This is a genomic window from Chryseobacterium sp. 22458, assembly GCF_052044975.1.
Taxonomy (GTDB): Bacteria; Bacteroidota; Bacteroidia; order Flavobacteriales; family Weeksellaceae; genus Chryseobacterium.
This window is the reverse complement of sequence record NZ_JBQEOA010000001.1, coordinates 476,769-498,790: the sequence shown is the minus strand read 5'-3', so window position 1 is coordinate 498,790 and position 22,022 is coordinate 476,769. Positions and strand designations below refer to the sequence as shown.

26 protein-coding genes are annotated in these 22,022 nt (G+C 36.8%); 4 read left to right on the top strand and 22 right to left on the bottom strand.

The annotated features are described in order from the left end of the window. Nucleotides 1-9 precede the first annotated feature (9 nt). The gene (locus ACTJJF_RS02100) at nt 10-2,826 is read right to left on the bottom strand and encodes a SusC/RagA family TonB-linked outer membrane protein (RefSeq protein WP_440698515.1); all 2,817 of its coding nucleotides are present in this window, start codon (nt 2,824-2,826) and stop codon (nt 10-12) included. Nucleotides 2,827-3,188: 362 nt separating this feature from the next. Here ACTJJF_RS02100 and ACTJJF_RS02095 point away from each other — a divergent pair, with 362 nt between their 5' ends. Together ACTJJF_RS02095 and ACTJJF_RS02090 are read left to right on the top strand one after the other, a co-directional pair. Next, a complete protein-coding gene (locus ACTJJF_RS02095; protein WP_440698514.1) occupies nt 3,189-3,860 on the top strand; it encodes a DUF4197 family protein in 672 nt (223 codons plus the stop codon). Nucleotides 3,861-3,900: 40 nt separating this feature from the next. Then, entirely contained in the window at nt 3,901-4,206 is a 306-nt protein-coding gene (locus tag ACTJJF_RS02090; protein WP_065398376.1) for a DUF493 family protein, read from the top strand. A 179-nt stretch (nt 4,207-4,385) separates the two neighbouring features. On the opposite strand, the gene ACTJJF_RS02085 is transcribed toward ACTJJF_RS02090, so the two are convergent. Further along, nucleotides 4,386-6,437, bottom strand: coding sequence for a M43 family zinc metalloprotease (locus ACTJJF_RS02085; protein WP_312301122.1), 2,052 nt, complete (start codon nt 6,435-6,437; stop codon nt 4,386-4,388). A gap of 196 nt (nt 6,438-6,633) precedes the next feature. Between ACTJJF_RS02085 and ACTJJF_RS02080 the strand changes: the two genes are divergently transcribed. Next, a complete protein-coding gene (locus ACTJJF_RS02080) occupies nt 6,634-7,008 on the top strand; it encodes a hypothetical protein (RefSeq protein ID WP_440698513.1) in 375 nt (124 codons plus the stop codon). Between the two features lie 91 nt (nt 7,009-7,099). On the opposite strand, the gene ACTJJF_RS02075 is transcribed toward ACTJJF_RS02080, so the two are convergent. The 15 genes from ACTJJF_RS02075 to ACTJJF_RS02005 all read right to left on the bottom strand — a co-directional run bounded on the left by ACTJJF_RS02075 (nt 7,100) and on the right by ACTJJF_RS02005 (nt 18,522). Beyond that, nucleotides 7,100-7,450, bottom strand: a complete 351-nt coding sequence (locus tag ACTJJF_RS02075) for an ArsC/Spx/MgsR family protein (RefSeq protein WP_440698512.1) — start codon at nt 7,448-7,450, stop codon at nt 7,100-7,102. 88 nt (nt 7,451-7,538) lie between these two features. Then, nucleotides 7,539-8,153 (bottom strand): deoxynucleoside kinase, encoded by a 615-nt coding sequence (locus ACTJJF_RS02070; RefSeq protein ID WP_065398380.1) that lies wholly within the window; start codon nt 8,151-8,153, stop codon nt 7,539-7,541. Between the two features lie 24 nt (nt 8,154-8,177). Beyond that, nucleotides 8,178-9,131 carry a hypothetical protein gene (locus ACTJJF_RS02065; RefSeq protein WP_440698511.1) on the bottom strand — a complete coding sequence of 318 codons (954 nt, stop codon included), beginning with the start codon at nt 9,129-9,131 and terminating at the stop codon, nt 8,178-8,180. Between the two features lie 224 nt (nt 9,132-9,355). Then, a complete protein-coding gene (locus tag ACTJJF_RS02060; protein ID WP_276162603.1) occupies nt 9,356-10,378 on the bottom strand; it encodes a glutaminyl-peptide cyclotransferase in 1,023 nt (340 codons plus the stop codon). Nucleotides 10,379-10,413: 35 nt separating this feature from the next. After that, a complete protein-coding gene (locus ACTJJF_RS02055) occupies nt 10,414-10,797 on the bottom strand; it encodes a VOC family protein (protein WP_440698510.1) in 384 nt (127 codons plus the stop codon). Further along, nucleotides 10,794-11,303, bottom strand: a complete 510-nt coding sequence (locus ACTJJF_RS02050; protein ID WP_440698509.1) for a GNAT family N-acetyltransferase — start codon at nt 11,301-11,303, stop codon at nt 10,794-10,796. The genes ACTJJF_RS02055 and ACTJJF_RS02050 overlap by 4 nt, the downstream gene beginning before the upstream one ends. 3 nt (nt 11,304-11,306) lie before the next feature. Beyond that, nucleotides 11,307-11,735 carry an SRPBCC family protein gene (locus tag ACTJJF_RS02045; RefSeq protein ID WP_440698508.1) on the bottom strand — a complete coding sequence of 143 codons (429 nt, stop codon included), beginning with the start codon at nt 11,733-11,735 and terminating at the stop codon, nt 11,307-11,309. A gap of 179 nt (nt 11,736-11,914) precedes the next feature. Further along, entirely contained in the window at nt 11,915-13,528 is a 1,614-nt protein-coding gene (locus ACTJJF_RS02040; protein ID WP_312301145.1) for a Na+/H+ antiporter, read from the bottom strand. Between the two features lie 108 nt (nt 13,529-13,636). Beyond that, entirely contained in the window at nt 13,637-14,641 is a 1,005-nt protein-coding gene (locus ACTJJF_RS02035; protein ID WP_440698507.1) for a bestrophin family protein, read from the bottom strand. Between the two features lie 73 nt (nt 14,642-14,714). After that, nucleotides 14,715-15,392, bottom strand: coding sequence for a DUF2490 domain-containing protein (locus ACTJJF_RS02030; RefSeq protein WP_312301150.1), 678 nt, complete (start codon nt 15,390-15,392; stop codon nt 14,715-14,717). Between the two features lie 132 nt (nt 15,393-15,524). Beyond that, complete coding sequence (locus tag ACTJJF_RS02025; protein WP_440698506.1) at nt 15,525-15,917, bottom strand: DUF1398 domain-containing protein; 393 nt, start codon at nt 15,915-15,917, stop codon at nt 15,525-15,527. A gap of 129 nt (nt 15,918-16,046) precedes the next feature. Beyond that, a complete protein-coding gene (locus ACTJJF_RS02020) occupies nt 16,047-16,736 on the bottom strand; it encodes a response regulator transcription factor (RefSeq protein WP_065398389.1) in 690 nt (229 codons plus the stop codon). A 12-nt stretch (nt 16,737-16,748) separates the two neighbouring features. After that, nucleotides 16,749-17,525 carry a sensor histidine kinase gene (locus tag ACTJJF_RS02015; RefSeq protein ID WP_440698505.1) on the bottom strand — a complete coding sequence of 259 codons (777 nt, stop codon included), beginning with the start codon at nt 17,523-17,525 and terminating at the stop codon, nt 16,749-16,751. Nucleotides 17,526-17,546: 21 nt separating this feature from the next. After that, nucleotides 17,547-18,179 (bottom strand): hypothetical protein, encoded by a 633-nt coding sequence (locus ACTJJF_RS02010; protein ID WP_312301158.1) that lies wholly within the window; start codon nt 18,177-18,179, stop codon nt 17,547-17,549. A gap of 16 nt (nt 18,180-18,195) precedes the next feature. Then, nucleotides 18,196-18,522, bottom strand: coding sequence for a hypothetical protein (locus tag ACTJJF_RS02005; protein ID WP_440698504.1), 327 nt, complete (start codon nt 18,520-18,522; stop codon nt 18,196-18,198). A gap of 329 nt (nt 18,523-18,851) precedes the next feature. On the opposite strand from ACTJJF_RS02005, the gene ACTJJF_RS02000 reads away from it, so the two are divergent. Then, on the top strand, nt 18,852-19,694 hold the full coding sequence (locus ACTJJF_RS02000; RefSeq protein ID WP_440698503.1) for a T9SS type A sorting domain-containing protein: 843 nt from the start codon (nt 18,852-18,854) through the stop codon (nt 19,692-19,694). A 91-nt stretch (nt 19,695-19,785) separates the two neighbouring features. Here the strand turns inward: ACTJJF_RS02000 and ACTJJF_RS01995 are convergent, their stop codons facing one another. From ACTJJF_RS01995 to ACTJJF_RS01975, 5 genes are read right to left on the bottom strand one after another with little or no spacing between them, the layout of a single operon-like run. After that, complete coding sequence (locus ACTJJF_RS01995; RefSeq protein WP_312301165.1) at nt 19,786-20,235, bottom strand: VOC family protein; 450 nt, start codon at nt 20,233-20,235, stop codon at nt 19,786-19,788. Nucleotides 20,236-20,271: 36 nt separating this feature from the next. After that, nucleotides 20,272-20,643 carry a VOC family protein gene (locus tag ACTJJF_RS01990; protein WP_312301167.1) on the bottom strand — a complete coding sequence of 124 codons (372 nt, stop codon included), beginning with the start codon at nt 20,641-20,643 and terminating at the stop codon, nt 20,272-20,274. Then, nucleotides 20,640-21,044, bottom strand: a complete 405-nt coding sequence (locus tag ACTJJF_RS01985; RefSeq protein ID WP_440698502.1) for a hypothetical protein — start codon at nt 21,042-21,044, stop codon at nt 20,640-20,642. Before ACTJJF_RS01985 ends, ACTJJF_RS01990 begins: the two co-directional genes overlap by 4 nt. A 2-nt stretch (nt 21,045-21,046) precedes the next feature. After that, complete coding sequence (locus ACTJJF_RS01980; protein ID WP_312301172.1) at nt 21,047-21,517, bottom strand: hypothetical protein; 471 nt, start codon at nt 21,515-21,517, stop codon at nt 21,047-21,049. 12 nt (nt 21,518-21,529) lie between these two features. Further along, the gene (locus tag ACTJJF_RS01975; RefSeq protein WP_312301175.1) at nt 21,530-21,985 is read right to left on the bottom strand and encodes a DUF1569 domain-containing protein; all 456 of its coding nucleotides are present in this window, start codon (nt 21,983-21,985) and stop codon (nt 21,530-21,532) included. Between the last annotated feature and the right edge of the window lie 37 nt (nt 21,986-22,022).

The following is a 22,022-nucleotide window of genomic DNA, read 5'->3' as shown; positions in this document are numbered from 1 at the left end:
TTTTTCTAATTAAAATGTTAAGTTCATACCGATTGTATAAATGGCTGAAATTGGATAAATATTATTATCAACCCCCATTTGCACTCTGTCTGTATTCATGATCTCTGGAGAGAATCCATTATATTTAAAACTTGTCCAAGGGTTCTGAGCACTTAGATACAGTCTGAATTTGGTAAGCAATAAAGATTTTGCGAAGTCTTTAGGTAAATTATATCCTACTGTAATATTTCTGATTCTGAAATAGCTTCCATCTTCTACAAAGAAACTACTTGGAAGAATAATAGACTGGTTGTTGGTGGTCATTGGATATGCGTTGGATGTTCCTGCACCTCTCCATCTATTATTGTAGAAATCAAGATCCCAGTTTTCATTTCCGTAACGTTGTTCACGATTGTAATTATAGATCTTATTTCCAAATACTCCCTGAAAGTCTACAGCAATGTCAAAATCATAAACATTTAAATTAACTCCGAAACCATACGTTCCTTTCGGAATTGGACTTCCTAAGAACGTTTTATCTCTGGTATCAATAATTCCGTTCCCATCCATATCAGCAAATTTAAGCCATCCTGCTTTAGCTCCAGTCTGACCTGATGCTGCAGCTTCTGCGTCAGTTTGAAATACTCCTGTTACCTCATATCCATAATAAGCTCCTACAGGCTGTCCGTTTTGTAATCTTACAATAGAGTTTCCAAATAAACTTGCTCCTGTTTCAAGATAGGAACCTTGATATACGGATGTAATTTTATTTTTAAGAGTGGTAAAGTTACCATATACCCCTAGTTTTACTTTATCAGAAATTTTCGTATCATAATTTACAGAAACTTCAAAACCTCTGTTATTGAATGAATAGGCATTTGTAATATAGTTTTTCCAGTTGCTTGCGCCTGAAACTGTTCCTTGTGTAACACCATATACTACATCCTTGGTATCTTTATCAAAATAGGTTGCATCAATTTTCAATTTATTATTGAATAAGCCCATTTCTAAGCCGATATCTCTACCCGTTGTAGTTTCCCAACCGATATTTGGATCAATTACTCTATCAATAGTCTGTGCAGGGGCTCCTGAATTACCATAATATGCTCCCTCTTTAAGGATTGTAGTTCTTAACGTATATGCCCTTGTCACATCAGGATTACCCAATTTCCCCCAACTGGCTCTTAACTTCAAAAGACTAAATACATTCTGATTGCTCATAAAGTTTTCTTTGGAAATTACCCATCCAGCGCTTACTGCTGGGAATATCCTGTGTCTGTCTCCTGATGAATATTTCGAAGTTCCATCTCTACGAACAGAACCATTTACTAAATATTTTCCTTTATAATCATAGTTCACTCTGGCGAACATAGATTCAATTCTGTCCTGATAAGGTACTACATCATAACCTTCTACATCCTTGTCGATCATAATAATATTAGTCCCATTGAAAATATTCATGGAAGCATTAGTTCCGTCATAATTAACGTTAAGTGCTTCTAAATAAGTTTGAGAATAAGAATTTCTTGTTCTTGAAAAACCGGCAAGAATTTCAAGGTTATGATCCCCTAATGATTTTTTCCAGCTTAATGTATTGTCCCAAATATAATTTCTATTTCTTGAATCTCTTGTAATCAACTTATTAGGTTTCTGATCAGAAACTGGAACATAATTAAATGTAGGAGTATATTCGTAAAGATTTGTATTATAATTATCTGTTGTATAGCTTACTCTTAAAGTAAAGTCCTTCAAGAATTTATATTCTGCCCAAACATTATTCAATAATCTTTCCTGTCTGTTCTGAGAACGATATAGATCTAATACCGCTCGTGAGTTAGGAATAGAATACCCATTAAAGAACTGATAATCTCCTGTACCTGGATTCATAACAGGAAAAATAGGAGGAGCATTATAAGCATTCAATAAAGGATTTTTTGCCTGATCGGTACGCATTTTAGAGAATGTAAAATTATTCCCAACAGTAAGGTTATCAGTAATCTTATAACTAAGATTTAATTTTGTATTAAGCCTGTTAAATCCTGATCCAGAATTAATACCTTGCCCTGCAGCAATATTACCTTCATCCTGTAAGTTTCCTATGCTTGCATAATAATTAAGCTTTCCTAAACTTCCGGAAGCTGAGAAGTCATTAGAATTAATAATACTTGTTCTGAAAATTTCCTTAAACCAATCTGTATCAGCAGGAAAATTAGCTCTGGAAATTGCTCCGTTAAGATTTCCGTTATCATTCATCAGCTTTTCATTATAAAGCTCAATATACTGATCAGAATTAGTCATTTTAGGAACATTGGTAACTTTCTTAATTCCTAAATAAGAATTGAAATTGAATATCGGCTTCCCTCTTCCTGTTTTTGTTTTAATAATAACGGCTCCGTTAGCCGCTCTTGCTCCGAAGATTGCTAAACTGGAAGGATCTTTCAATACACTCATAGATTCAATATCCTGAGGACCAAGGAAAGAAATATCATCCGTGATCATCCCATCAACAATAAATACTGTTTTACCCGTAAGGGAACCAATTCCTCTGATGTCTACTCTTGGAGAGCTTCCCGGAGTTCCGGAATTTAAAACCTGTACACCTGATAATCTACCTTGTATTGAACTTATCGGATTGGCATTTGGCTTATCAGCAAGGTCTTTTGCTGAAACCATACCGATACTTCCGGTCACGTTCTCTTTCTTCTGAGATCCATATCCTATCAGAACCACCTCCTCGATCTTCTGCTCTTTTGCAACAGTATCTTTGGGAGCTGTCTGCGCATTGACGTTCATCCCGAAGTACAGAACAGCAATGAGACATGAATACTTTAAATTACTTTGTTTCATATAGTTTCAATTTTATTCAATCAATCAAATTTCCGTATATCTTTATTGGAGTTATCTTAAAATCTCAAAAAAAGACATTAGTCAAAAATAGGAAAAATATTGAATCATGTTAAAATATCTTAAAAATTTAAAAACAAACAACATTTAATAAACATAAAACAAAAAATAATCGCCATTTATGAATTTATAAATAAAATAATTGCAAATAGACAATCACATTACTAATGAGAAAACAGCATTTTTTCTCTAAAAAATCACCCAATAATGGCTATGAATTTAATATTTTGTTAAATAGAGAATAGTATTTACCTTTGGTGCGGTTTTTGACAAAAAGCTTTAATAAAAAGTAATAAAAAATATCAATGAAAAAATATATCATTGCAACGGCTCTGATCATCGGAACCGGAGCAGCCATCACCACTACCGTACAGTCTTGCACAAGTATTGCCACAAGCGATATGGGGCTTTCTATTATCAAAAGAATGCTTCTCAATGGGATTGATAAAGGAGTGGGAATCTATGGAAACAAAGAAGCCTTCCTGCAGAATAATATGGTTGATAAAGCACTTCCGAAAGAGCTCAGAGACATCAACTCCATGCTGGAAAAAATTTCTCCGTCTTTGGTTGCCAAAGAAAGGGATTATATTGCACAGGCAGCTGTCTACACGGTCAATATTTCAAAACCTATCTTACAGGGCGCCGTCAACAGTCTTAATGCACAGGACGTAACAAGGATCATCCAGGGAACAACTGCTACACAAATTCTGAAAGAAAAAACATCACAACAGCTTATCGCAGCCATTTCTCCTAAAGTGGACGAGAAGCTTAATGAATACGGAATTGTGAAAACGATCAATACCGCATTAGCCGGAAATAATTTCCTTGGAAATCTTTTGGGAGGAAATAAAAGCACGGTTAATTCCGGCGGACTGAGCCAGCTTGCTTCCGAACAGCTCGTAAACGGACTATTTAATATTATTGAAGATTATGAACATCAGAACTCCAAATCCCTGCTGGGACCATTTGGAAAATAGGAAAATTTTCGCTATATTTATATTATATTAACAATTGCAGATGGATATATTACAAGGAAATCAACACGCAAGTCCTGAGGATTTTTACAAGTCTCTGAAGGAAAAACTGGAGGATCATCATGATTTTCCGGAAGATTATTTATTTAAATTTATCATTCCCACAGACCAGGCAAAACTTACTGAAATTTACAAAGTTTTTGACGGTATTAAATTTACTCTGGGAAACCGCGAAAGCAAAAATGGAAAATACACAGCCTGCAACATCAACGCATTTGTACTGGATGCCAATCAGGTGGTGAATATCTATAAAGAAGTAGCCAAGATAGAAGGCGTTATTCTATTGTAAAAACAGAAACCGGATCATAACTACCATGATCCGGTTTTTTATTTCTTACCGTTACAAATCTTCAGCCTTCTCTTTCTTCCAGCCTTAACTTATTTATTCCTCAATATTACATCTCTTTTACAAACAACAAACCACCCCTGTTAAGAGGTGGTTTTATCAATCTGATATTTGTTGTTGTATTATTTCTTAACGAACTTGATGCTTTCTGAAGCTTTAGCATTGTTAAGGGTAATTACATAAACACCTTTTGCAAGTTCAGATACATGAATCTGGTTATTGCTGGTTTTACCATTTTTAACAAGCTGTCCTACAGCATTATGAATTTCAAACTGAGTTTCTCCTGAAAGACCGGTAATATTAAGAATATCATTAACCGGGTTAGGATATACTCCGAAAGTATTTTTCTTATTCACTTCTGAAGTTGATAAAGATTCTCTTGTAGTAAATGCTTTCGTTTCATAAGAGAATTCACCATCTAAATGGAATATAGTCTGCCCTGAACTTGTAAGTAAATCTACATATCCTTGTGGAGCTCCAGTACTCACCCCTGTTAAACCATCTCCAAAATCATCAGAGATTGTGAATACATAACAGTCTTCAGGCAAGTTCCAAGTCTGAGTGATAAGAGCCGGATCAGCCTGTCCTTGCTGAGAATTATTATATCTTCCCTCTTTTACGATCTGACCGGCACTGTTCTTCAAATTCCATCTTGTTTCCTGTCCCCATCTGTCTCTCTTTAATTTAAAGGTAACCGTAGTTGTTCCAAAGTATGCAGGTGCTACAGGTTTTACATAGTTACCACTTGTTGTATTATTGGTACTTCTCTGGTCTGCTCCTCCATTTACGGATGTAATAGAGAAAGTAACAGGTGAAGATGCTACAGATCCATCTACAGGGATGTTGATAACGTCTGATTTATCCTGAGTCAGATTACCTGTCCAGCTATACGTTTGAGCAGCACCGCCGTTGATTGAATATGAAACAACAGCTGAAGTTAAATTACTGGTTCCTCTGTTTGTAATAAGAAGACGTAATACTCCTGCTCCACAGTTAAGAATACCTAATGAACATCCACCATCATACTTTATTTCAGCATCATTAGGGAATAAAGCAATAGGCTGATCAGCAGTAGATGCCTTAAGCTCCAATCTTCTCGGAGAGTTATCCATTACTGTTCTGATTCTTGTTTTCTGATCATTGGTATAAATGTTCATACAAGTATCATTGGTATAGTCCATATAGTTTTGAACCATTTCAAAAACATTCGGATCGTTACAGCTTACTATAGAAGCATTACATACATAATTTGCAGTATGTGCTGTCGGTGTATCTGCACAATAGTCATTTCCACATGATGCATCTCCCCAGATATGTCTTAACCCCAAAAAGTGACCTACCTCGTGAGTCATTGTTCTTCCTCTGTCATAACCAGGCTGCATCAGGAATGTACCATCATTATAATCCATACTTCCAAAAGTAGCATATCCTGCAACTACCCCATCTGTAGTGGCCAGACCTCCATTTGCACCAAGTCCCGGAAGACCTGAAGCAGAAGGAAACTGGGCATACCCTAATAAACCGTTATCTGCAAAGTCTACACTCCACATATTCATATATTTGGTAGGATCCCAGATCGTCTTAGGCTTCACAGTTCCATTAATATAATCTGTATATCCCTGGCTTTCATCTCCTCTTCCCCAATAATCTCTGCAAAGGTTTACTCTGTCAATTCCGTTGGTAGGATTTCCGTTAGGATCTACTTTTGCAAGTACAAATTCTATTTCAGTATCAGCACCTACGGCATTGGTATTATAGCCCGGAGTATTAATTTTTTTTCTGAAGTCATTGGTCATCACAGTAAGCTGAGACATTACCTGAGTATCTGAAATATTAGGAGCAACTCCTACATTCTGACCACTGTGAATAACGTGCACTACTACCGGAATTGTAATTACCGTTCCGTTCTGAGATTTGTTTGCCTGAGCTTTTTCAATCAAAGGTGCAAGCCATTTTTCAAACTGCTCATCAGACAATCTTTCAGGAAACTTCTTCTGTAAGTTTGCTTCATATTCAACAGTTGCACATTTTTCTACTCCGTTAGGATCCAGCTTTCTGTTTTCCCATACTTTCTTTGTAGGTTTTGCACCGTCTCTGACCTGTGCGTTTGAAAATCCTACGCCCATAAAAAACAATGCGGCTAAAGAGGATTTTAAAATAATAGATTTTGTCATTACCATATTTTTTATAATTTAGCAAATATAAAAAATTAACCCATCATACAAGAATACAATTCATCAAATTTTAAAATAAAGTAAAAATATTACAATGAGACTTCTTTTTATAATAACTAATACAATTCTGATATCATTAAATATCAGCTGTTTTCATCAAAACAAAACAGAAAATAATGAAAAAATATCAACCAAAGTGAACCAACAAAATAAAATTGAAAAAATACAGCTAACAGAAATAACAAGAGGTATTAACCGTAATTCTATTTTAACGCCAACATCAAAAATATCGATTTACAATGGGGATTCCACAAAAATAGCAATGATTCCTTCCGAATGGAGCAATATCGCAAGACAGGCAGAAGCTCTTGATCTCTCTAAGATATCAGATCTTCAGTCTCCAACTACCGGCAGATTTTCAGACCAGGCTTTGTCATCCACTTTTATGATTACTTCCGGCGGTACTACCTATACTTCTGCGACTTTTGATGCGGGCCGTCCTCCAAAGGAACTTGAAGCATTATACAATGCTATTGTTGGATCTAAAGGTAATCGAAAAAAGACACCTTAATATTATCTGAATTCATCCTATACGGATTGTTTTATAATAAAAGAGCCTGTTTTAATTGATAAAACAGGCTCTTTTATTTATATTTATTATATTATTTCTCAATAAAGAATTTTACGTTTTCAATAGGTCTTCCCAACATTGCCACCGATCCTTTTACCAGAATAGGCCTTTGAATCAGGGAAGGGTTTTCAGCCAGGATTTTAATCCATTCTTCTTCGGTGTAATTCTTATCTGCATAGTTTTCAATATACAGTTTATCCATTTTACGGATGATATGGAAGACACTCTGATTAAGTTTCTTCAAAACTGTTCTGATCTCAAGAATGCTCAACGGATCTTCTATGATATTGATGATCTCAAAAGGAACACCGTTTTCATCCAGATATTCAAGAACGGCGTTTGACTTTGAACAGTTTCCGTTATGTAAAACTTTTACTAACATCTTTAATCATTTTAAAAAATTAAACTTGCCTATCACAAATTTAACAAGAATTGGATGGAGGCAGTCTTAATATTATGATAAATATTTGTTAAAACAACCCATGCAGTTCTGCTTCGATCTTCTCAAGAATCAATCCGAAATCTTCCGGTTTTTCTACAAAGTCAAGATCATCAACTTCAATCACTAAAAGTTTTCCTTCTGTGTAATTGGAAATCCATTTTTCATATTTCTGATTCAGCTTTGAAAGGTATTCAATACTGATGGAAGCTTCATACTCACGCCCTCTTTTGTAGATTTTCTTTACCAGATTGGGAACGTCAGATTTTAAATAAATCAACAGATCCGGAGCAGAGACAAAAGACTTCATCAGGTCAAAAAGTGACGAATAATTATTGAAATCCCTGTCAGAAAGAAGATTCATATCATTTAAGTTTTCGGCAAAAATGTGTGCATCTTCGTAGATGGTACGGTCCTGAATAATATTTTTCCCGCTTTCTCTGATCTCTTTCACCTGTCGGAATCTGCTTCCCAGGAAATACACCTGCAGTGCAAAACTCCACTTGCTCATATCAGAATAAAAATCCTCGAGATAAGGATTATGATCTACATCCTCAAATTGTGCATCCCATCCGTAATGCTTGGAAAGCATGGTAGTCAAAGTTGTTTTTCCTGCTCCAATGTTTCCTGTAACTGCAATGTGCATATTCTTTTTCCTTGTATTTACTGATTAGTTGATAAGCTTTTCTACACCGGCAGCCTCCACTTCTGAAATATCTCCGATCAATTTTTCTAATGTATTGTCTGAAGATTTTTCTTCAACACTTTCTCCTCCTGCCCTTTCTTCAGGTTTTTCCGAAGATGGCTTTGCAGATTCAGGCTGAATTTCCAGCTGTTTTTGCTGTCTGGCTTTTTTCACTTTTTCAAGGCTGTAAAGATAGAGTTTGTTCCCCTTGATTTCAAAATAAGAGAGGATGTTTTTATCCACAATTTGTGCATCCTGATCATCAAAAATGATCACTAATCCTTTTTCTGGAATATATTGGGAAATGGTATTATTGCCAACTACAAGAATATTGTCGTTTTCTCTTCTGAATCTTTTCCCGTTATCGACAGGAGCTTCAAACAGTTTTTCAAACTTAAGGCTGTAGATTCTGATATGCTTTTTCGTTAGAATATAGACCTTACCTTCGTACACAAGCAAATCCATCAGGTCTTCAAAACTGATATCAAAAGGGTAAGAATTGATGGTTGTATCGTTTCTGAAGTTGTACTGTATCAGACGTTTTGTACTGTCATCCAACAGCCACAGCTGCTGAAGGTCTTCAGCATAAGCCATTCTGATAAACCCGAATTTCTGCTTAAAATCAATCCGTTGGATCTCATTCATATTCTGGTCTACGAATTTCATTTCCTGTGCATTTTCTGAAAACAAAGGAACATTCAAAGGATTTTGTACGGTCTGAACTTTAAAGGGAACCGTAAGCATCATTTTCCCGATCTGTTTTCCCAGAGAATCATATTTGGTCAGACTGAAATCTTTATTTTTATAGATATACAGATTCCCGTAATCATCAGCCAGCATATCTTTAGCTTCCTTGAGTTTCAAAGTATCCAAAGGGAGCATATTCTGTCCGAAAGCGGTACAGAAAAGGAAAATAAATATTATGTTTAAAAACTTCACTCTGCTTTTTTAATGTGGTCAATATACTGAAAAATAATTTCATCCAAAAGACTGTCAAAGTTAATGGAATTATCTATACTATCAATCAGTACAAAAATTACCGACGTTCTTCAGCCAACAGTACTTCTTAGAAATACAATCATTTTCCAAAAGACTTCATTTAATTTTATAAAAATAGCGCTCCTAAGGAACGCTATCATTTATCTGTAAGTCATTTTTTATTTTTATTTGATCTGAACTTCATAGATCTTAGGCCAGTTTTTACCGGTTACCAGCATATTTTCTCCTTTGAAGGCGATTCCGTTCAGTACATCATCACTTCCTTTGGTATTTTGCTTGGCAATTTCTGTGAAATCAAATGTTCCTACGACTTCTCCGTTAGCAGGATTGATCTTTAAAATGATTGGTTTCTGCCATACGTTGGCATAGATAAAACCGTTGTGATATTCCAGCTCGTTCAGCTGATCATAAGCCTGTGTACTTCCGGCAACGGCAATGTACTTGATTACTTTTGAAGGTTCGTTAGGATCTAGGAAATATAAAAGTTTACTTCCATCAGAAGCGATCAGGTTCTTTCCGTCATATGTAAGTCCCCATCCTTCACCTAATACATTAGGGTAAGCAAATTCCGAAAGGAGTTTTAAAGAATTTTTATCATAGATATATCCTTTTTTGCTCTGCCATGTCAGCTGATATACTTTATCTCCAATAATCGTACTTCCTTCAGAGAAATCTTCCGGAGCCTGTTTGGTAGAAGCTAACGGCGTTGTAGTCCCCAATGTATATTTAAGAATCTGGGAAGAACCGTTCTGGCCATCGCTTTCGTAAATGGTATTTCCTTCAATCTGGAATCCCTGTACAAAGTTTTTAGGATCATGAGGGTATTCTGCCACGATCTGATAAGCTATATTTTTTTCTGGATTTTTAGCAAATACGTTGATGGTTGCATCCTGATTCAGTACTTCTCCACCTTTTGTTTTGATATTAAAAGTAACGGCATTATCTCCTAATGTAAAAAACTTTGGATCAACCGTTAAATCTGTTGTTTCTTTATCTCCGAAGCTAATGGTTACGCTTTCTGCATTTTCGGTCACTTCTTTCGGAAGTTCCAGTTTATCACCGAAATGATATCCTTTTGCTTCCATTGTTGTATTATACGTATTTAATGTATCAAGAATCTCTTTATCCTTGTTACAAGATGCCAGTAATAAAATCGCTGCGAAACCCGCTATTATATTTTTTTTCATTGATTTTCTAAATATTTCCCCAAAAATAGCAAATTTTATTCCGTATTGCCAATATTATCGGTTGGTTCACCAAATTGAAGGATATAACCGTTGTTATCATAGATTGCAAACTCCCTCATTCCCCATTCAAAAGTTTCAATTTCATAGCATATTCCGGCCTTTGTTTTAAGGTCTTCCCAAAGTTCATCCACTTTATTGACATTAAAATAAAATGAGCCACTGAATCCAATACCTTCCGTTTTTTCGTGTTCGTTTGGCTGGGAAAGCATGATATAGATTTCATCTTTGCGAAGTGAAGCCCACTGCCAGTCATCGTTTCTGCCCATCAGGGTAAAACCGAGAACCCGCATGTAAAAGCCTATTGTATCATCAAGGTTTTCTGTCCAGAGAATCGGCCGGAGTCCTGTAAACTGTGTCATGATTCCTGTAATTCAAAAGTTTCTTTATTAATTTTCATATTAAGGGAAACCCATGTTTCCTGATCAATGACGGCTTCTTTCCTTATGTCCGGATCAATGGTAAAACCTACTTTTTTATAGCATTCAATAGCTCCGGTATTCCAGTCGTATACATTCAGCTCCGCTGTTTTCTTATCAAAATGGCTGAAGCCGTATTTCAGAAGTTCTTTCATTACTTTCTTTCCATATCCTTTTCCTCTGTTGTTTTCATCCCAGATCAGAATTCTTCCCAAAAGGAATGCCTCTTCTTTCAAAAAGATCTGAGCATGTCCTATTATAGTATGATCCGTCTGATCCACTATTTTGAACAATGTTCTTTTTGGATCATGCAAATCTTCTTTCAGCTGGTCAGCGGTAAGAGGAAAATGATACATGGGGCCGGCAAACTGAAGCAGCATTCTTTCATCTTTTATTTTTGAGATCAATACCTGAGCATCATCAAGGGTAAAAGGCTGTAATTCGATCATAAGCTATTTTTTTTCTGAGTATTCTTTTAAATTTTGCCCAATAATGGCATTCCATCCTTCTGTAAAGCTTTCCCTGGAGAAGCTGTCACCCAGATCACTGAAGTTTTCAATTCCTTCATGAGTCAGTTTTACCATTGTGCCGTCATCTTCCGGTAAGAGTTCCCAAGTTACGATTGTTTTCTGATCTGAAAATTCAGGATAAGCCCAGGTATGCTTCAATTTCTGAAAAGAAATAATTTCTATGATTTCACACTGATGATGGAATTTATTTTCTCCGCCCGGCTCATAGAAATTAAACTGTTTTCCTACTTCAGGCTCAAAATCCTGAATATCAAAATACCAGGATTTCATTTCATCTTTATCAGTCAATGCTTTCCATATTTTTTCAGGTGAAGCCTGTATTTTATACTGAACAGTGATTGGTGTATTCATATTGTTAAAATTTTACAGAATATCGGTTTATTTTAAATGAAAAAGCCATAAAAGTTTTTAAGCATTTTCATTATTCAAGTCTAAATCCTGCTGTATGCAAGTTAGCTTTAATCTTAATCTTAGCCTAAATTCTTTTATGACTTTTTGTCGATGACTTTTACTTTACGCCAAATTTCTCATTATGAATGGGAGAATCCTGTGATTTTTGCTTCATCAAAATCCAGCTGCATTTCAATGGTTCGCATCACATGATCATCAAATATTTTTTCCCGTTTCATTCTGTGCAATTCGTTTCTCTGGGCCTGGATGATCTGGCGCAACACATCTTTATTTTCATTGACCGCCGTCACATAATCTCCTGTGGAAGCCATACATTGGGCTTTATCTGCCATCAGCATCATTTCATTTTCCAGCTTATGTTTCTGATGACGTACCAGACTGTTGCTTACAGCCAGCTCAGAAAAATCATTTTCCAGCTTGTGTAAGGCTGTTTCTTTCAACTTACGCATCAGGATCACTTCCTGTTTCTCTTCCGGTAATTCACTTCCTGCATCCTGTATTTTTAACAGCTTAAGAATTGGACTTAGCAGTAATCCCTGCCCTACCAATGTGATCAAAATAATAACGAAAGTTACAAATAAGATGATATTCCTGTGCGGAAAGGCTTCGCCATTGGGAAGAAAGGCTGGTATAGACAAAGCTGCCGCCAGTGATACAACACCTCTCATCGCAGCAAAACTGATGATGAACGGTTCCCGCCAATCCGGTTTCGGAACTTTTAACCTCAGTTCTTTAGAGCAAATCCTTGGAAAATACATCAGGGCATAGCTGTACAAAATTCTTGTAGCAATGATAGCTCCTCCAATCACTACACTATAAAATATCCCGTCGGAAATGGTGTATTCCTGCATTCCCTCAACAACGATAGGAAGTTCCAAGCCGATAAGGATAAAGATAATGGTATTCATCAGGAATATTAATACGCTCCAGACATTCCCTGACTGAATTCTCGAAGTATGGCTCAGATAGCAGTGTGAATTATAAGACATCAGCAATCCGCCCGATACTACTGCCAGTACTCCTGAAAAATGGAAGTGCTCTGCTCCCACATACATGATGTAGGGAACAATAAGTGTAATAATGGTATCGATATTGGAGTTGGTAGGAATGATTTTCAGCAATGCTCCAAACAGGAAACCTACGGCTACACCTACAGCAATTCCACCAATCGCCATGGTGAAGAAGTCCTGAACAGCGTCTCGCCAGATAAACTGTCCGGAAATCACTGCTGCCAGAGCAAATTTAAAGACAATCAAACTGGATGCATCATTAATAAGACTCTCTCCTTCCAGAATATTGGTAATTTTTTTAGGAATTTTCATATGCTTCAATACCGAAGTGGCTGCTACTGCATCAGGCGGAGAATTGACACCTCCCAACAGGAATCCCATCGCCAGAGTAAGCCCCGGAATAATGGAAGATGAAAGATAGGCCACTACTATTGAGGTCAGAAATACCAGTCCGAAAGCCATAGAAAAAATCTGCTTTCTCCATTTATGAAAATCCTGCCAGGAAGTAAACCATGCCGCTTCAAACAAAATAGGCGGCAGAAAGATAAGAAACACCAGATCAGGCTCTATTTCTACCCGTGGCATTCCCGGAATAAAACTGATCAGCAATCCGGCAATCACAAGAAAGATCGGGTAAGCCACCTTCAGCTTCTGCCCGATCATTACTAATATCATTACAGACAGTAATACCACAATGGATATTATAACATAGCTGTGAATCATTTTGATTAAGTTTTTTTAAGTATTATTTTTTATATTATTGAGATTGAAGGATCGTTTAAAACTTTACCGATTTTGGGATTCATAAAGTTTGTTTTATCTCTCAATTCATTAAAGCACAATATTATTCTTCGGGCTTATGGCAGGCGGAAGATCAGATTCATTCAGCATATCCCGCATATCGATTTCAATGGTACGGCTGATCTGGGTGATAGGAACATCATTGGGACTTCCTTCAAACGGATTTACTGAAGCTTCTCCTACACTATCCAGCGTATGAAAGCACCATGTCACCAACAGGGAAAACGGAATATTGAACCATAATGTCCAGCCTTCTACCATGGTGCCGTCTCCCAACTTATCAAATTCTTTTAATAATCCAAAAGGAACAAAAACAATGAATAAAAGCAAAAGATAAGTAGTGATCGACGAAAAGTTTCTCGGATAGGGAAAATTTTTAATTCTTTCTGCTTTTCCCTGGTTATCGGTAAATTTTACCAGCTGCTGATTGATCTGCGTCCACTGGAAATCATTAATTTCTCCTTTTTCATAAGCTTCAGACAATTCTTTACTCTGACTTGCCATCAGCTGTGTTGCCCGGTTCTTTTTGCTTAAAATATACTGAAGTTCTCTGTCTGAAAGATATTTTTTCAGCTCATCATCCAGTTTGGAAAGTCTCTCCGGAATGTCATATTTCTTGGCATACTCATCAAACTGGGTAGTCCCCATATTTTCCCATACTCTCGGTTCTCTGAGTTGAAATCTAAGAGCGGTAAGCCATGCATAATGACGGAGAAACATTTCTTTTACTTTAGCTGGATCTTTTGAAACCAGGGCATCCCTCAGAATATATCCGAAACTCCGGCTGTCATTGATGATAGCCCCATAGATTTGTCTTGCTTCCCATAATCTGCTGTAGCTTGCATTGTTTTTAAATCCTACGATGAAGGCTACTGCGGTTCCCATAATAGCAATGGGCTGCCACGGCACGGATAGAAACGTCCATCCTAAGAAATACAAAACTGTAGGAATAGCAGACAAAACGATTAAGGCATAAATGCTTCGTCTTGTCCATGTAGCAAATTCAAGTGCTCCGAATCTTTTTCCTGAATGCATATGTGTTTGTTTTATTAGTTAATGATCATTTATTTTTCAGATATTTTTTCATCAGCATTCAGCATCATTTTCATTAGTTTTTGGTAAACGGGATATTGTTATAAAACCCGATCTGAATCTGCCCCCGGTTTCTGTTTTCCTGGAGCTGGTTCATATATCCTGCCTCTATCCTCATATTCTTATTGATGACATATCCTAAGGCTCCATACACCCTGTTTCTGTCGAAAACCGGACTGTTGAAGTGTAAAAAGATTTCGTTGTAAACGGATGCATAAAGTGTTTTAGGCAGCATTTCTTTCTGAGTGATGGGAATGTTTACCCCCAGCATATAACGGAATCTCATTCTGAAATCATCTTCCAGGAAACGTTCTTCCAGACGGTAACGGTGCTGAAGATTGAAACGTCCGAATTTCTGTTTGGTAATAAACTGCTGGAAAATTCTGTGCTCAATATTTTCTTTTTTCTCTCCGTTTACATAAGGCTGGCTCAGAATGAAACCATATCCAAGCAAAACATTATTATTGTTTTCGGTCAGGTCATATCCTATCCCGGTACGGATTAAAAGCTGCTCCAGATCTCCGACTGCATCAAAGTTCCGGTACTGGATTTCATTATGCCAGTTCAGCTTCTTACTGATCTTATTGTTTCCAAAGTACATATACCAGGCTCCCAGATCATTTTTTTGTGCAAACGTCAGTACGGACCCAAGCCCTAATACCGTAACAGCCATCTTCGTAAAAATCTTTCTCATGTTTGTAATTACTATTGTCTATCGTTTTAAACAAAATTAATACTTTAAATCAATAATAGCAAACAAATATTCAATATGGTCTGTATGTGGCATTGGAAGTGAATCCTGGAGTTTTCCACTGCCCTTTATGCATTATGCAGGCACCTGCTCAACGAGAACTTCTTTTCCGTTTTTGTCAAAATAAGAACAGGTCATGGCATTCAGATCCATCTTCCAGCCTTCAATTCCGTTTACGGCACAATCATTACAGAATGTCATATAATCTGTACCGCCCTGCTGATGCAGCTTTAGTCTTGTTTTAAAATTTTCCAGATTTAAATGCTGGGAAACGGTAAGGGGATCGTATTTACTTCCTGTTTGTGCAGAATTGTTATCTGTACTGAAGTATTCTGTATTTCCATCAGCAACATAGGCTGTGTAATGGTAAACTCCAAGATTTTTTATAGCCCGGATGTATTGTGGGAAATCTGCTCCGCTTTTTACTTTTTGATGTTCTGCTTTGATATTTTCAATTGTAAATTTCATTTTTTCAGTATTTTCAGTCAGTTGATTGTTTGGTCTTTGTCTTCAGATACAGCTTTTCACAGGCAGGCAGTATCTTCTCTGTTTATTTTAAAAACAAAGACTAATTTAATCAGAAAATATTAATAAAATTTAGTTGAAGCGATCTTTCAGATAATTTGTATCTACAATTTTACTTTCTATGGCGTATACCACTAAGCCGGCTGTATTTTTGGCTCCGGTTTTCAGAAGAAGGCTGTTACGGTGCCCTTCTACAGTTCTGGAACTTATAAAAAGGCGGTCTGCAATTTCAGGGGTACTGTATTGCTTACAGATGAGTTCCAGCACTTCTTTTTCTCTTTTTGAAATGTGATTGGCATCGAAAATACTGGAGACTTTCTTTTTAGGTTCCGTAAGATTCTCATGCAAAGCTTCCATTACTTCAGGATTATAAAAGAACCCTTTCTGATGCACTTCCCGGATGGCGTTGAGTAATTCTGAAGGGCTGGAATTCTTTTTGAGAAAAGAACACGCTCCCGACTGAATCATATTAACAATGAATGCTTTCGTATTGTAGCTGGTAAGGGCTATAATTTTGATCTGGGGGTATCTGATGTGAACCTGTTTGGTGGCTTCTACTCCATTTATTTCCGGCATATTGAGATCCATAAGGATGATATGCGGCAGCTCTTCGAGGGTGGTAAGGGTATCGAGCAGTTCTTTTCCGTTGCTGAAGTCTCGAACGAGCACGATATCTGTCTCTCTCTGGACCAATAATGAAATTCCCTGACGAAATAGTGCTTCATCATCTACGATCATCAGGCGAATGCTATCTTTTTCCATCTTTAATAAGATTTAAAATGTAAATTCTACAGTAATTCCTTTCCCGTTTTCGCTTTCTATCCTTAGTGTTCCGTTGATCAGCTCTACCCGGCTTCTTATATTCCGCAGCCCCAATCCTTCTTTAAGAGTATTTTTTTCAGGATCAAACCCTTTCCCGTTATCTTTATAAATACATGTATTTTTTCCTTCTTTTCCTTTAAATTCAATTTGAATACGGGTACTTTCCCCGTGTTTTACGGAATTATTGATCAGTTCCTGAAGTATCCTAAAGATATGCAAATTTTTCTCATCTTCCGCTTTGGCAAAATACAGGCTGTTGGAATAAGAAACCTGTACAGTCTTAGACATATTAATTTCTGAGCACAAGGCATCAATTGCTGCATGGAGACCAAATTTTTCCAGGACAGGCGGAAGCAGGTCGTGAGAAATTTGTCTGGCACTCTCAGCTGTTGTATTGACCAGATTGATAATTTTATTTTTCAGTTCAATATATTCTTCCTGTGTTAAATTTTCTGTATCCAGCAGATGAATATTCAGGGATACAACACTCAGCTTTGAGCTGATGTCATCGTGCAGATCCTGGGCAATCCGCAACCGTTCTTTCTCCTGGGAACTTATGATAGCATGGGTAAGGTCTTTCTCATATCTGATTTCCAGTTCTTTTTTCTGAAGAAGGTTCTTCGTTATTTTTTTATTTGAAAAATAATAAAAGATGACCAGGGTAACCGCCAGTAATGTAAATGCTAAAAAAGTATAGATTATGGTGGAGATAATTGTATTTTCATTCATTTTATAAGATCATAACAGTAATTACACATTTTTTCTTCGGGAAAAGAAATACTCAGCGAAAATAAAAACCTGATAAACAATAAACATGACGACATTCAATACCCAGATTTCTTTATGCAGTTGCCGGTTCATCACCGTATACAAGTTTCCGGAGAGGAATATCACCGTACTGCTTATGAGATACAGTAAGAGCCCCAGGCATATGTAGTTGTATTTCTTTCTGGCATCCAGCGTATTATACAAATGAAATAATGCCAGAATAATAATTGAATAGGAAGTGACAAATATTTCAAATAAGTTAAATACCTGATATTTCTCCGGATATATGATATACTGAACAATCAGTACCGAAGGAATACTTATTAAAAGGAATCGTGCCGTATTTTTTTGATACTTTTCCGTTAAAATCTCATGAAAAAAAAGTCCCAGCAACAAAAACTGACCAATCAGATAATAATGGGAAAAAAACAGATTATTGATCTTCTGATAATTCAATACATAAAAGACAATTTCACATATCAGTATCCAGGCCAGATAACCTATAAAAAATGTATAAGCTCTTCCAGATCCGGAAAAGCCTATACAATATACTGCCAGATTAATCAGCAGAATGCCTTTTCCTATTAATGACAATATTTCAATCCAATGATCCAATGATCTTCAGTTTAAATTACAAATCCAGCCACTGCACCCTTGAACATACGCTTGGGCAAGGTGTTGTCATATCATAGATATAATACCCTTTCTCATAATCTACCATATCATCGCCAAGAATATCAACGCCCACCATCAGAAATTTAAATTCTTTATCATCATTGATTGCATTGTAACCACGAAGATTCATAACGTTCGGATCGTTGGTGAATATATCAGATACATCTTTTGGCGGAATCATGTGTGCTTTGATCTCGGTACCTGTAATGTCTGTTCTTGTCTGCCAGTTTTGAATCCATCTTTGGGCATCTTTTAATGCTACTGCGTGTTTAGGTAATTCCATAGTTTACTTGTTTTTAAATGTTATATAATAGTAAGTCTAAATCCGGTAAGAGTATTTCTCCAAGTTATGAAAAAACCAATTATTTTGCTAAATAAGTTTATTTTATTTTCATTTACTTCCTTTTCTCTCTTTTCTTTTCAAAAATAAAGCAATATGAAAAGTTAGGAATACGTATTTCTACGTGTTTTCCAATTTGGAATTTTGTACGCTGTTTTCACCCGTTATTTCACTGTTACTTTGGAGTATAATACCGAACAGGCGAAATATAGTCCTGATATCCTGATGTATTCTTTAATTATTAAAAACACTAACTATAAAAAATCAATATCATGAAAGCAATTATCTTTTTTATATTCTTTATTTTCCTGAGCAATGGTACATCTGTGCATGCCCAGACGAGCACGGTCACTTTTGAAACTTCCCCCGGAGGCGGCACTTCCTTTACTAATAATGGATATGTTTTCAATATTATTTCATATGCCGGAACTTTCAGAATTCAGTCCAATTATCCCAATACCGGATGGAACGGGACAGCCAATGATAATGTTTATATCGACAATACAGGAACCACCAATATCAATTCACCTTCTTTCAGCATTAAAAGTAATTCTACCTTTACCGTATCAAAATTCTGGGTCTTTTTAAGCAATACAGCATTAAATCAATCTACCTCATCCGGAACGCTCATCATTACCGGAAAGCTGGGCGGAGTGACCAAATTTACCATCACCAAAACATCGGGGTTTAATACAACATTCAATGCTACAGCAGGAACAACGGGCATCAATAACGGGTTTACTCTGATCGATCTTGCCACCCTGAATAATCAGAATAACAGCAGTATTGCGATTGATGAGATCCAGCTGCAATCAACAGGAGGCTATGTGTATATGTGCCTGGATGCTTTTACTTGGTCAAAATTTTCAACACTGGGAACTACAGAATTCCTTCCGCAAAACAAGGCAAATGTATACCCCAATCCCACTTCAGGAGTTTTTCATCTGAATATGGATAAAAACAGTAAGGTTCGTTTATATGACCAATCCGGAAAACTTGTGAAATCAGCTGAAGCTGTAAAAGGCGAAAATAAGATGGATATTACAAGCCTTCCCGACGGAATCTACCTTATGAGCACAGAATCTCAAAGCTATAAAATCATTAAAAAGAATTAATTCTGTCTGCTGTTTCATCCCTTCAAACTTATATAAAAAACCCGACAGAAAGGTCTGTCGGGTTTTATAATACTTTTAAATCAGAATAATCTTACGGATGTTGCTGCATTTTCGCCGGATCATCATAGTTAACCATCCAGTTGATCCCGAATTGATCGGTAAACATTCCGAAATAGGCTCCCCAGAAAGTATCAGCCAGTGGCATTGTTACCTGTCCGCCTGCAGAAAGTCCGTCGAATAATTTCCCAGCTTCCTCTTTAGATTCTGCATTGATAGAGATGGAGAAATTATTTCCTGCTTTAAAGCCGGAAGACCATTCACCTCCTGTATCACTTCCCATCAATACGGTTTCTTTAGAGATCGGGAGGGTAACGTGCATGATTTTATTTTTGTCTTCTTCAGGCATTTCTTTTCCTTCCATTGGAGGCATTTCTCCAAAAGTTCCGATATAAGGATATTCTCCTCCGAAAACTGATTTATAGAAATCGAATGCCTCTCTGCAGTTTCCATTAAATGTTAAATAAACGTTTACTGTTGCCATGATTGTTTTTTATAAGTTAAGTTTTTTTTAAATTTATTACCTGTGCTGATCGATAAGGATCATATTTCCATCCGGGTCTTTCAGGTAGATATGTTCAGGTCCCGAAGTAGTTTCATCGGCTGCTCTGTCAATTTCCACTCCGTTTTCCTTAAGATGCTTCTGAATGGTCCGCACATCATCGAAAGATTCAAGATTCTGTGCATTCTCATCCCATCCGGGATTGAAAGTAAGCATATTTCCATCGAACATGGCCTGAAACAGACCTATGAGCGTAGATCCGTTTTTCATGATCAGGTAATTCTGTTCTGTAGCCCCTCCCATTGTTGTAAAGCCCAGTTTTTCGTAAAAATCTTTGGATTTCTGAAGATCTTTTACACTCAGGCTGATTGAAAATGCTCCTAATTTCATATTTTTTTAGTTTTTAAAGCGAGTTGATGACCTACAAAAACCAATCCCCACACCAGAATCCCCAAAACCCAGAACCAGATGGGCGTAGGCAAAGAAGCCATCATATAAATGGTGATCAGTAAAAAAAGAATACCACAGGCAAATGCTGCCGTAGGTTTCCCGTCATTGGAAATTTTTGAGGCGGTAAATCCGGAAACCAGTGCAGCCACAGCATAAGCCAGAATAATGAATAGCAGAGCCATAAAAGGTGCTTCTGCCACATAAACTTTCAAAGATTCCATATCTCCGTCTTTTGCCCCCACAGGAGGCGGATAGAGGAAATGTCCTATTTTTTCAACGCCTGTAATGCAGACAGAACCTATAATCAGCCCTATCAGTACAGCTGCTATTCGTCTCAACATCATTACTGGTTTTTCAGATGGGTTTTGAATTCCAGTGTTCCGTCATAGCTTTTCCAGTCACCCGTAAGTTCTATGTATTGCTCTTCCACCTTTTCGGTTTTTCTGTTCCATTTGAAGTTGTACACAAATTTTCCTTTGAAAAGCCCGGAATGTTTCCCTTTATTCTCTTCAGCCAGCTCATATTCCCCAAATATGGTTCCCTGTTTCTTGGCATCTTTATATTTTGAAATGGTAATCTTCCCTTCAAATTTAGCATAGTTGGTATCCACAAGAGAATATCCCGACACAAAATACTCCTGGTCGTTCTTTTTATTCTGCTCGGCAATATTGATCTTCAGCTTAAGCTCCTGACCTTTATTTCCGATTGTTCCGATATAAGGTTTGCTGTTATTAAGCCAGGCAACTGAAATATCCGGCATCTGTCCCCACACAAAATGGGCAGCAAAAAGAAAAAGTAATAAAATTTTTTTCATATGATCATTGTTCTAAACGCCAAATTGTGACAGGTGGTGATTGAGATGTTTCGCAAACATATTGTTCCATTCCTGAGCATTCAGTTTCCCGAAAGAAAATGATTCTTTACCATCAAAAGCTTCCGCTCCCAATTGCTGTGTTTTTTGAATAAAGCCGATCAGCCTTGTTTTTTCTTCATGGAAGTTTTTTCTGCCGGTTACCAAAAACTGAGGAGCCGTAGGCGAATCTCTCGGATAAGCTTTTTCACCCACTACTTTAGATTTTACGAAAGTTTTTAAAATAAATTTGGCAATAGATCCCGGTTTTTTATGTTTTTCCGGCTCATATACCATTTCATAAGTAATACAGCAATGTGCCAACATCTGATCCACTGTCATTTTCCCCCATAAACCGTGGGTATCTTCTACAAGCCTGTTGATTCTATCAATATAGTTTTGAGCATCTTTTGCGTCAAATACATTTTCCATATTTTTTCTAATTTACTACAGACAAATATATCAGTTT

Bases quoted from the DNA above. Each gene is read 5' to 3' on its own strand.
- ACTJJF_RS02100 (WP_440698515.1), bottom strand. From the start codon at position 2,826: ATGAAACAAAGTAATTTAAAGTATTCATGTCTCATTGCTGTTCTGTAC.
- ACTJJF_RS02095 (WP_440698514.1), top strand. From the start codon at position 3,189: ATGAAAAAATATATCATTGCAACGGCTCTGATCATCGGAACCGGAGCA.
- ACTJJF_RS02090 (WP_065398376.1), top strand. From the start codon at position 3,901: ATGGATATATTACAAGGAAATCAACACGCAAGTCCTGAGGATTTTTAC.
- ACTJJF_RS02085 (WP_312301122.1), bottom strand. From the start codon at position 6,437: ATGACAAAATCTATTATTTTAAAATCCTCTTTAGCCGCATTGTTTTTT.
- ACTJJF_RS02075 (WP_440698512.1), bottom strand. From the start codon at position 7,450: ATGTTAGTAAAAGTTTTACATAACGGAAACTGTTCAAAGTCAAACGCC.
- ACTJJF_RS02070 (WP_065398380.1), bottom strand. From the start codon at position 8,153: ATGCACATTGCAGTTACAGGAAACATTGGAGCAGGAAAAACAACTTTG.
- ACTJJF_RS02060 (WP_276162603.1), bottom strand. From the start codon at position 10,378: ATGAAAAAAAATATAATAGCGGGTTTCGCAGCGATTTTATTACTGGCA.
- ACTJJF_RS02055 (WP_440698510.1), bottom strand. From the start codon at position 10,797: ATGACACAGTTTACAGGACTCCGGCCGATTCTCTGGACAGAAAACCTT.
- ACTJJF_RS02050 (WP_440698509.1), bottom strand. From the start codon at position 11,303: ATGATCGAATTACAGCCTTTTACCCTTGATGATGCTCAGGTATTGATC.
- ACTJJF_RS02045 (WP_440698508.1), bottom strand. From the start codon at position 11,735: ATGAATACACCAATCACTGTTCAGTATAAAATACAGGCTTCACCTGAA.
- ACTJJF_RS02040 (WP_312301145.1), bottom strand. From the start codon at position 13,528: ATGATTCACAGCTATGTTATAATATCCATTGTGGTATTACTGTCTGTA.
- ACTJJF_RS02035 (WP_440698507.1), bottom strand. From the start codon at position 14,641: ATGCATTCAGGAAAAAGATTCGGAGCACTTGAATTTGCTACATGGACA.
- ACTJJF_RS02030 (WP_312301150.1), bottom strand. From the start codon at position 15,392: ATGAGAAAGATTTTTACGAAGATGGCTGTTACGGTATTAGGGCTTGGG.
- ACTJJF_RS02025 (WP_440698506.1), bottom strand. From the start codon at position 15,917: ATGAAATTTACAATTGAAAATATCAAAGCAGAACATCAAAAAGTAAAA.
- ACTJJF_RS02020 (WP_065398389.1), bottom strand. From the start codon at position 16,736: ATGGAAAAAGATAGCATTCGCCTGATGATCGTAGATGATGAAGCACTA.
- ACTJJF_RS02015 (WP_440698505.1), bottom strand. From the start codon at position 17,525: ATGAATGAAAATACAATTATCTCCACCATAATCTATACTTTTTTAGCA.
- ACTJJF_RS02005 (WP_440698504.1), bottom strand. From the start codon at position 18,522: ATGGAATTACCTAAACACGCAGTAGCATTAAAAGATGCCCAAAGATGG.
- ACTJJF_RS02000 (WP_440698503.1), top strand. From the start codon at position 18,852: ATGAAAGCAATTATCTTTTTTATATTCTTTATTTTCCTGAGCAATGGT.
- ACTJJF_RS01995 (WP_312301165.1), bottom strand. From the start codon at position 20,235: ATGGCAACAGTAAACGTTTATTTAACATTTAATGGAAACTGCAGAGAG.
- ACTJJF_RS01990 (WP_312301167.1), bottom strand. From the start codon at position 20,643: ATGAAATTAGGAGCATTTTCAATCAGCCTGAGTGTAAAAGATCTTCAG.
- ACTJJF_RS01985 (WP_440698502.1), bottom strand. From the start codon at position 21,044: ATGTTGAGACGAATAGCAGCTGTACTGATAGGGCTGATTATAGGTTCT.
- ACTJJF_RS01980 (WP_312301172.1), bottom strand. From the start codon at position 21,517: ATGAAAAAAATTTTATTACTTTTTCTTTTTGCTGCCCATTTTGTGTGG.
- ACTJJF_RS01975 (WP_312301175.1), bottom strand. From the start codon at position 21,985: ATGGAAAATGTATTTGACGCAAAAGATGCTCAAAACTATATTGATAGA.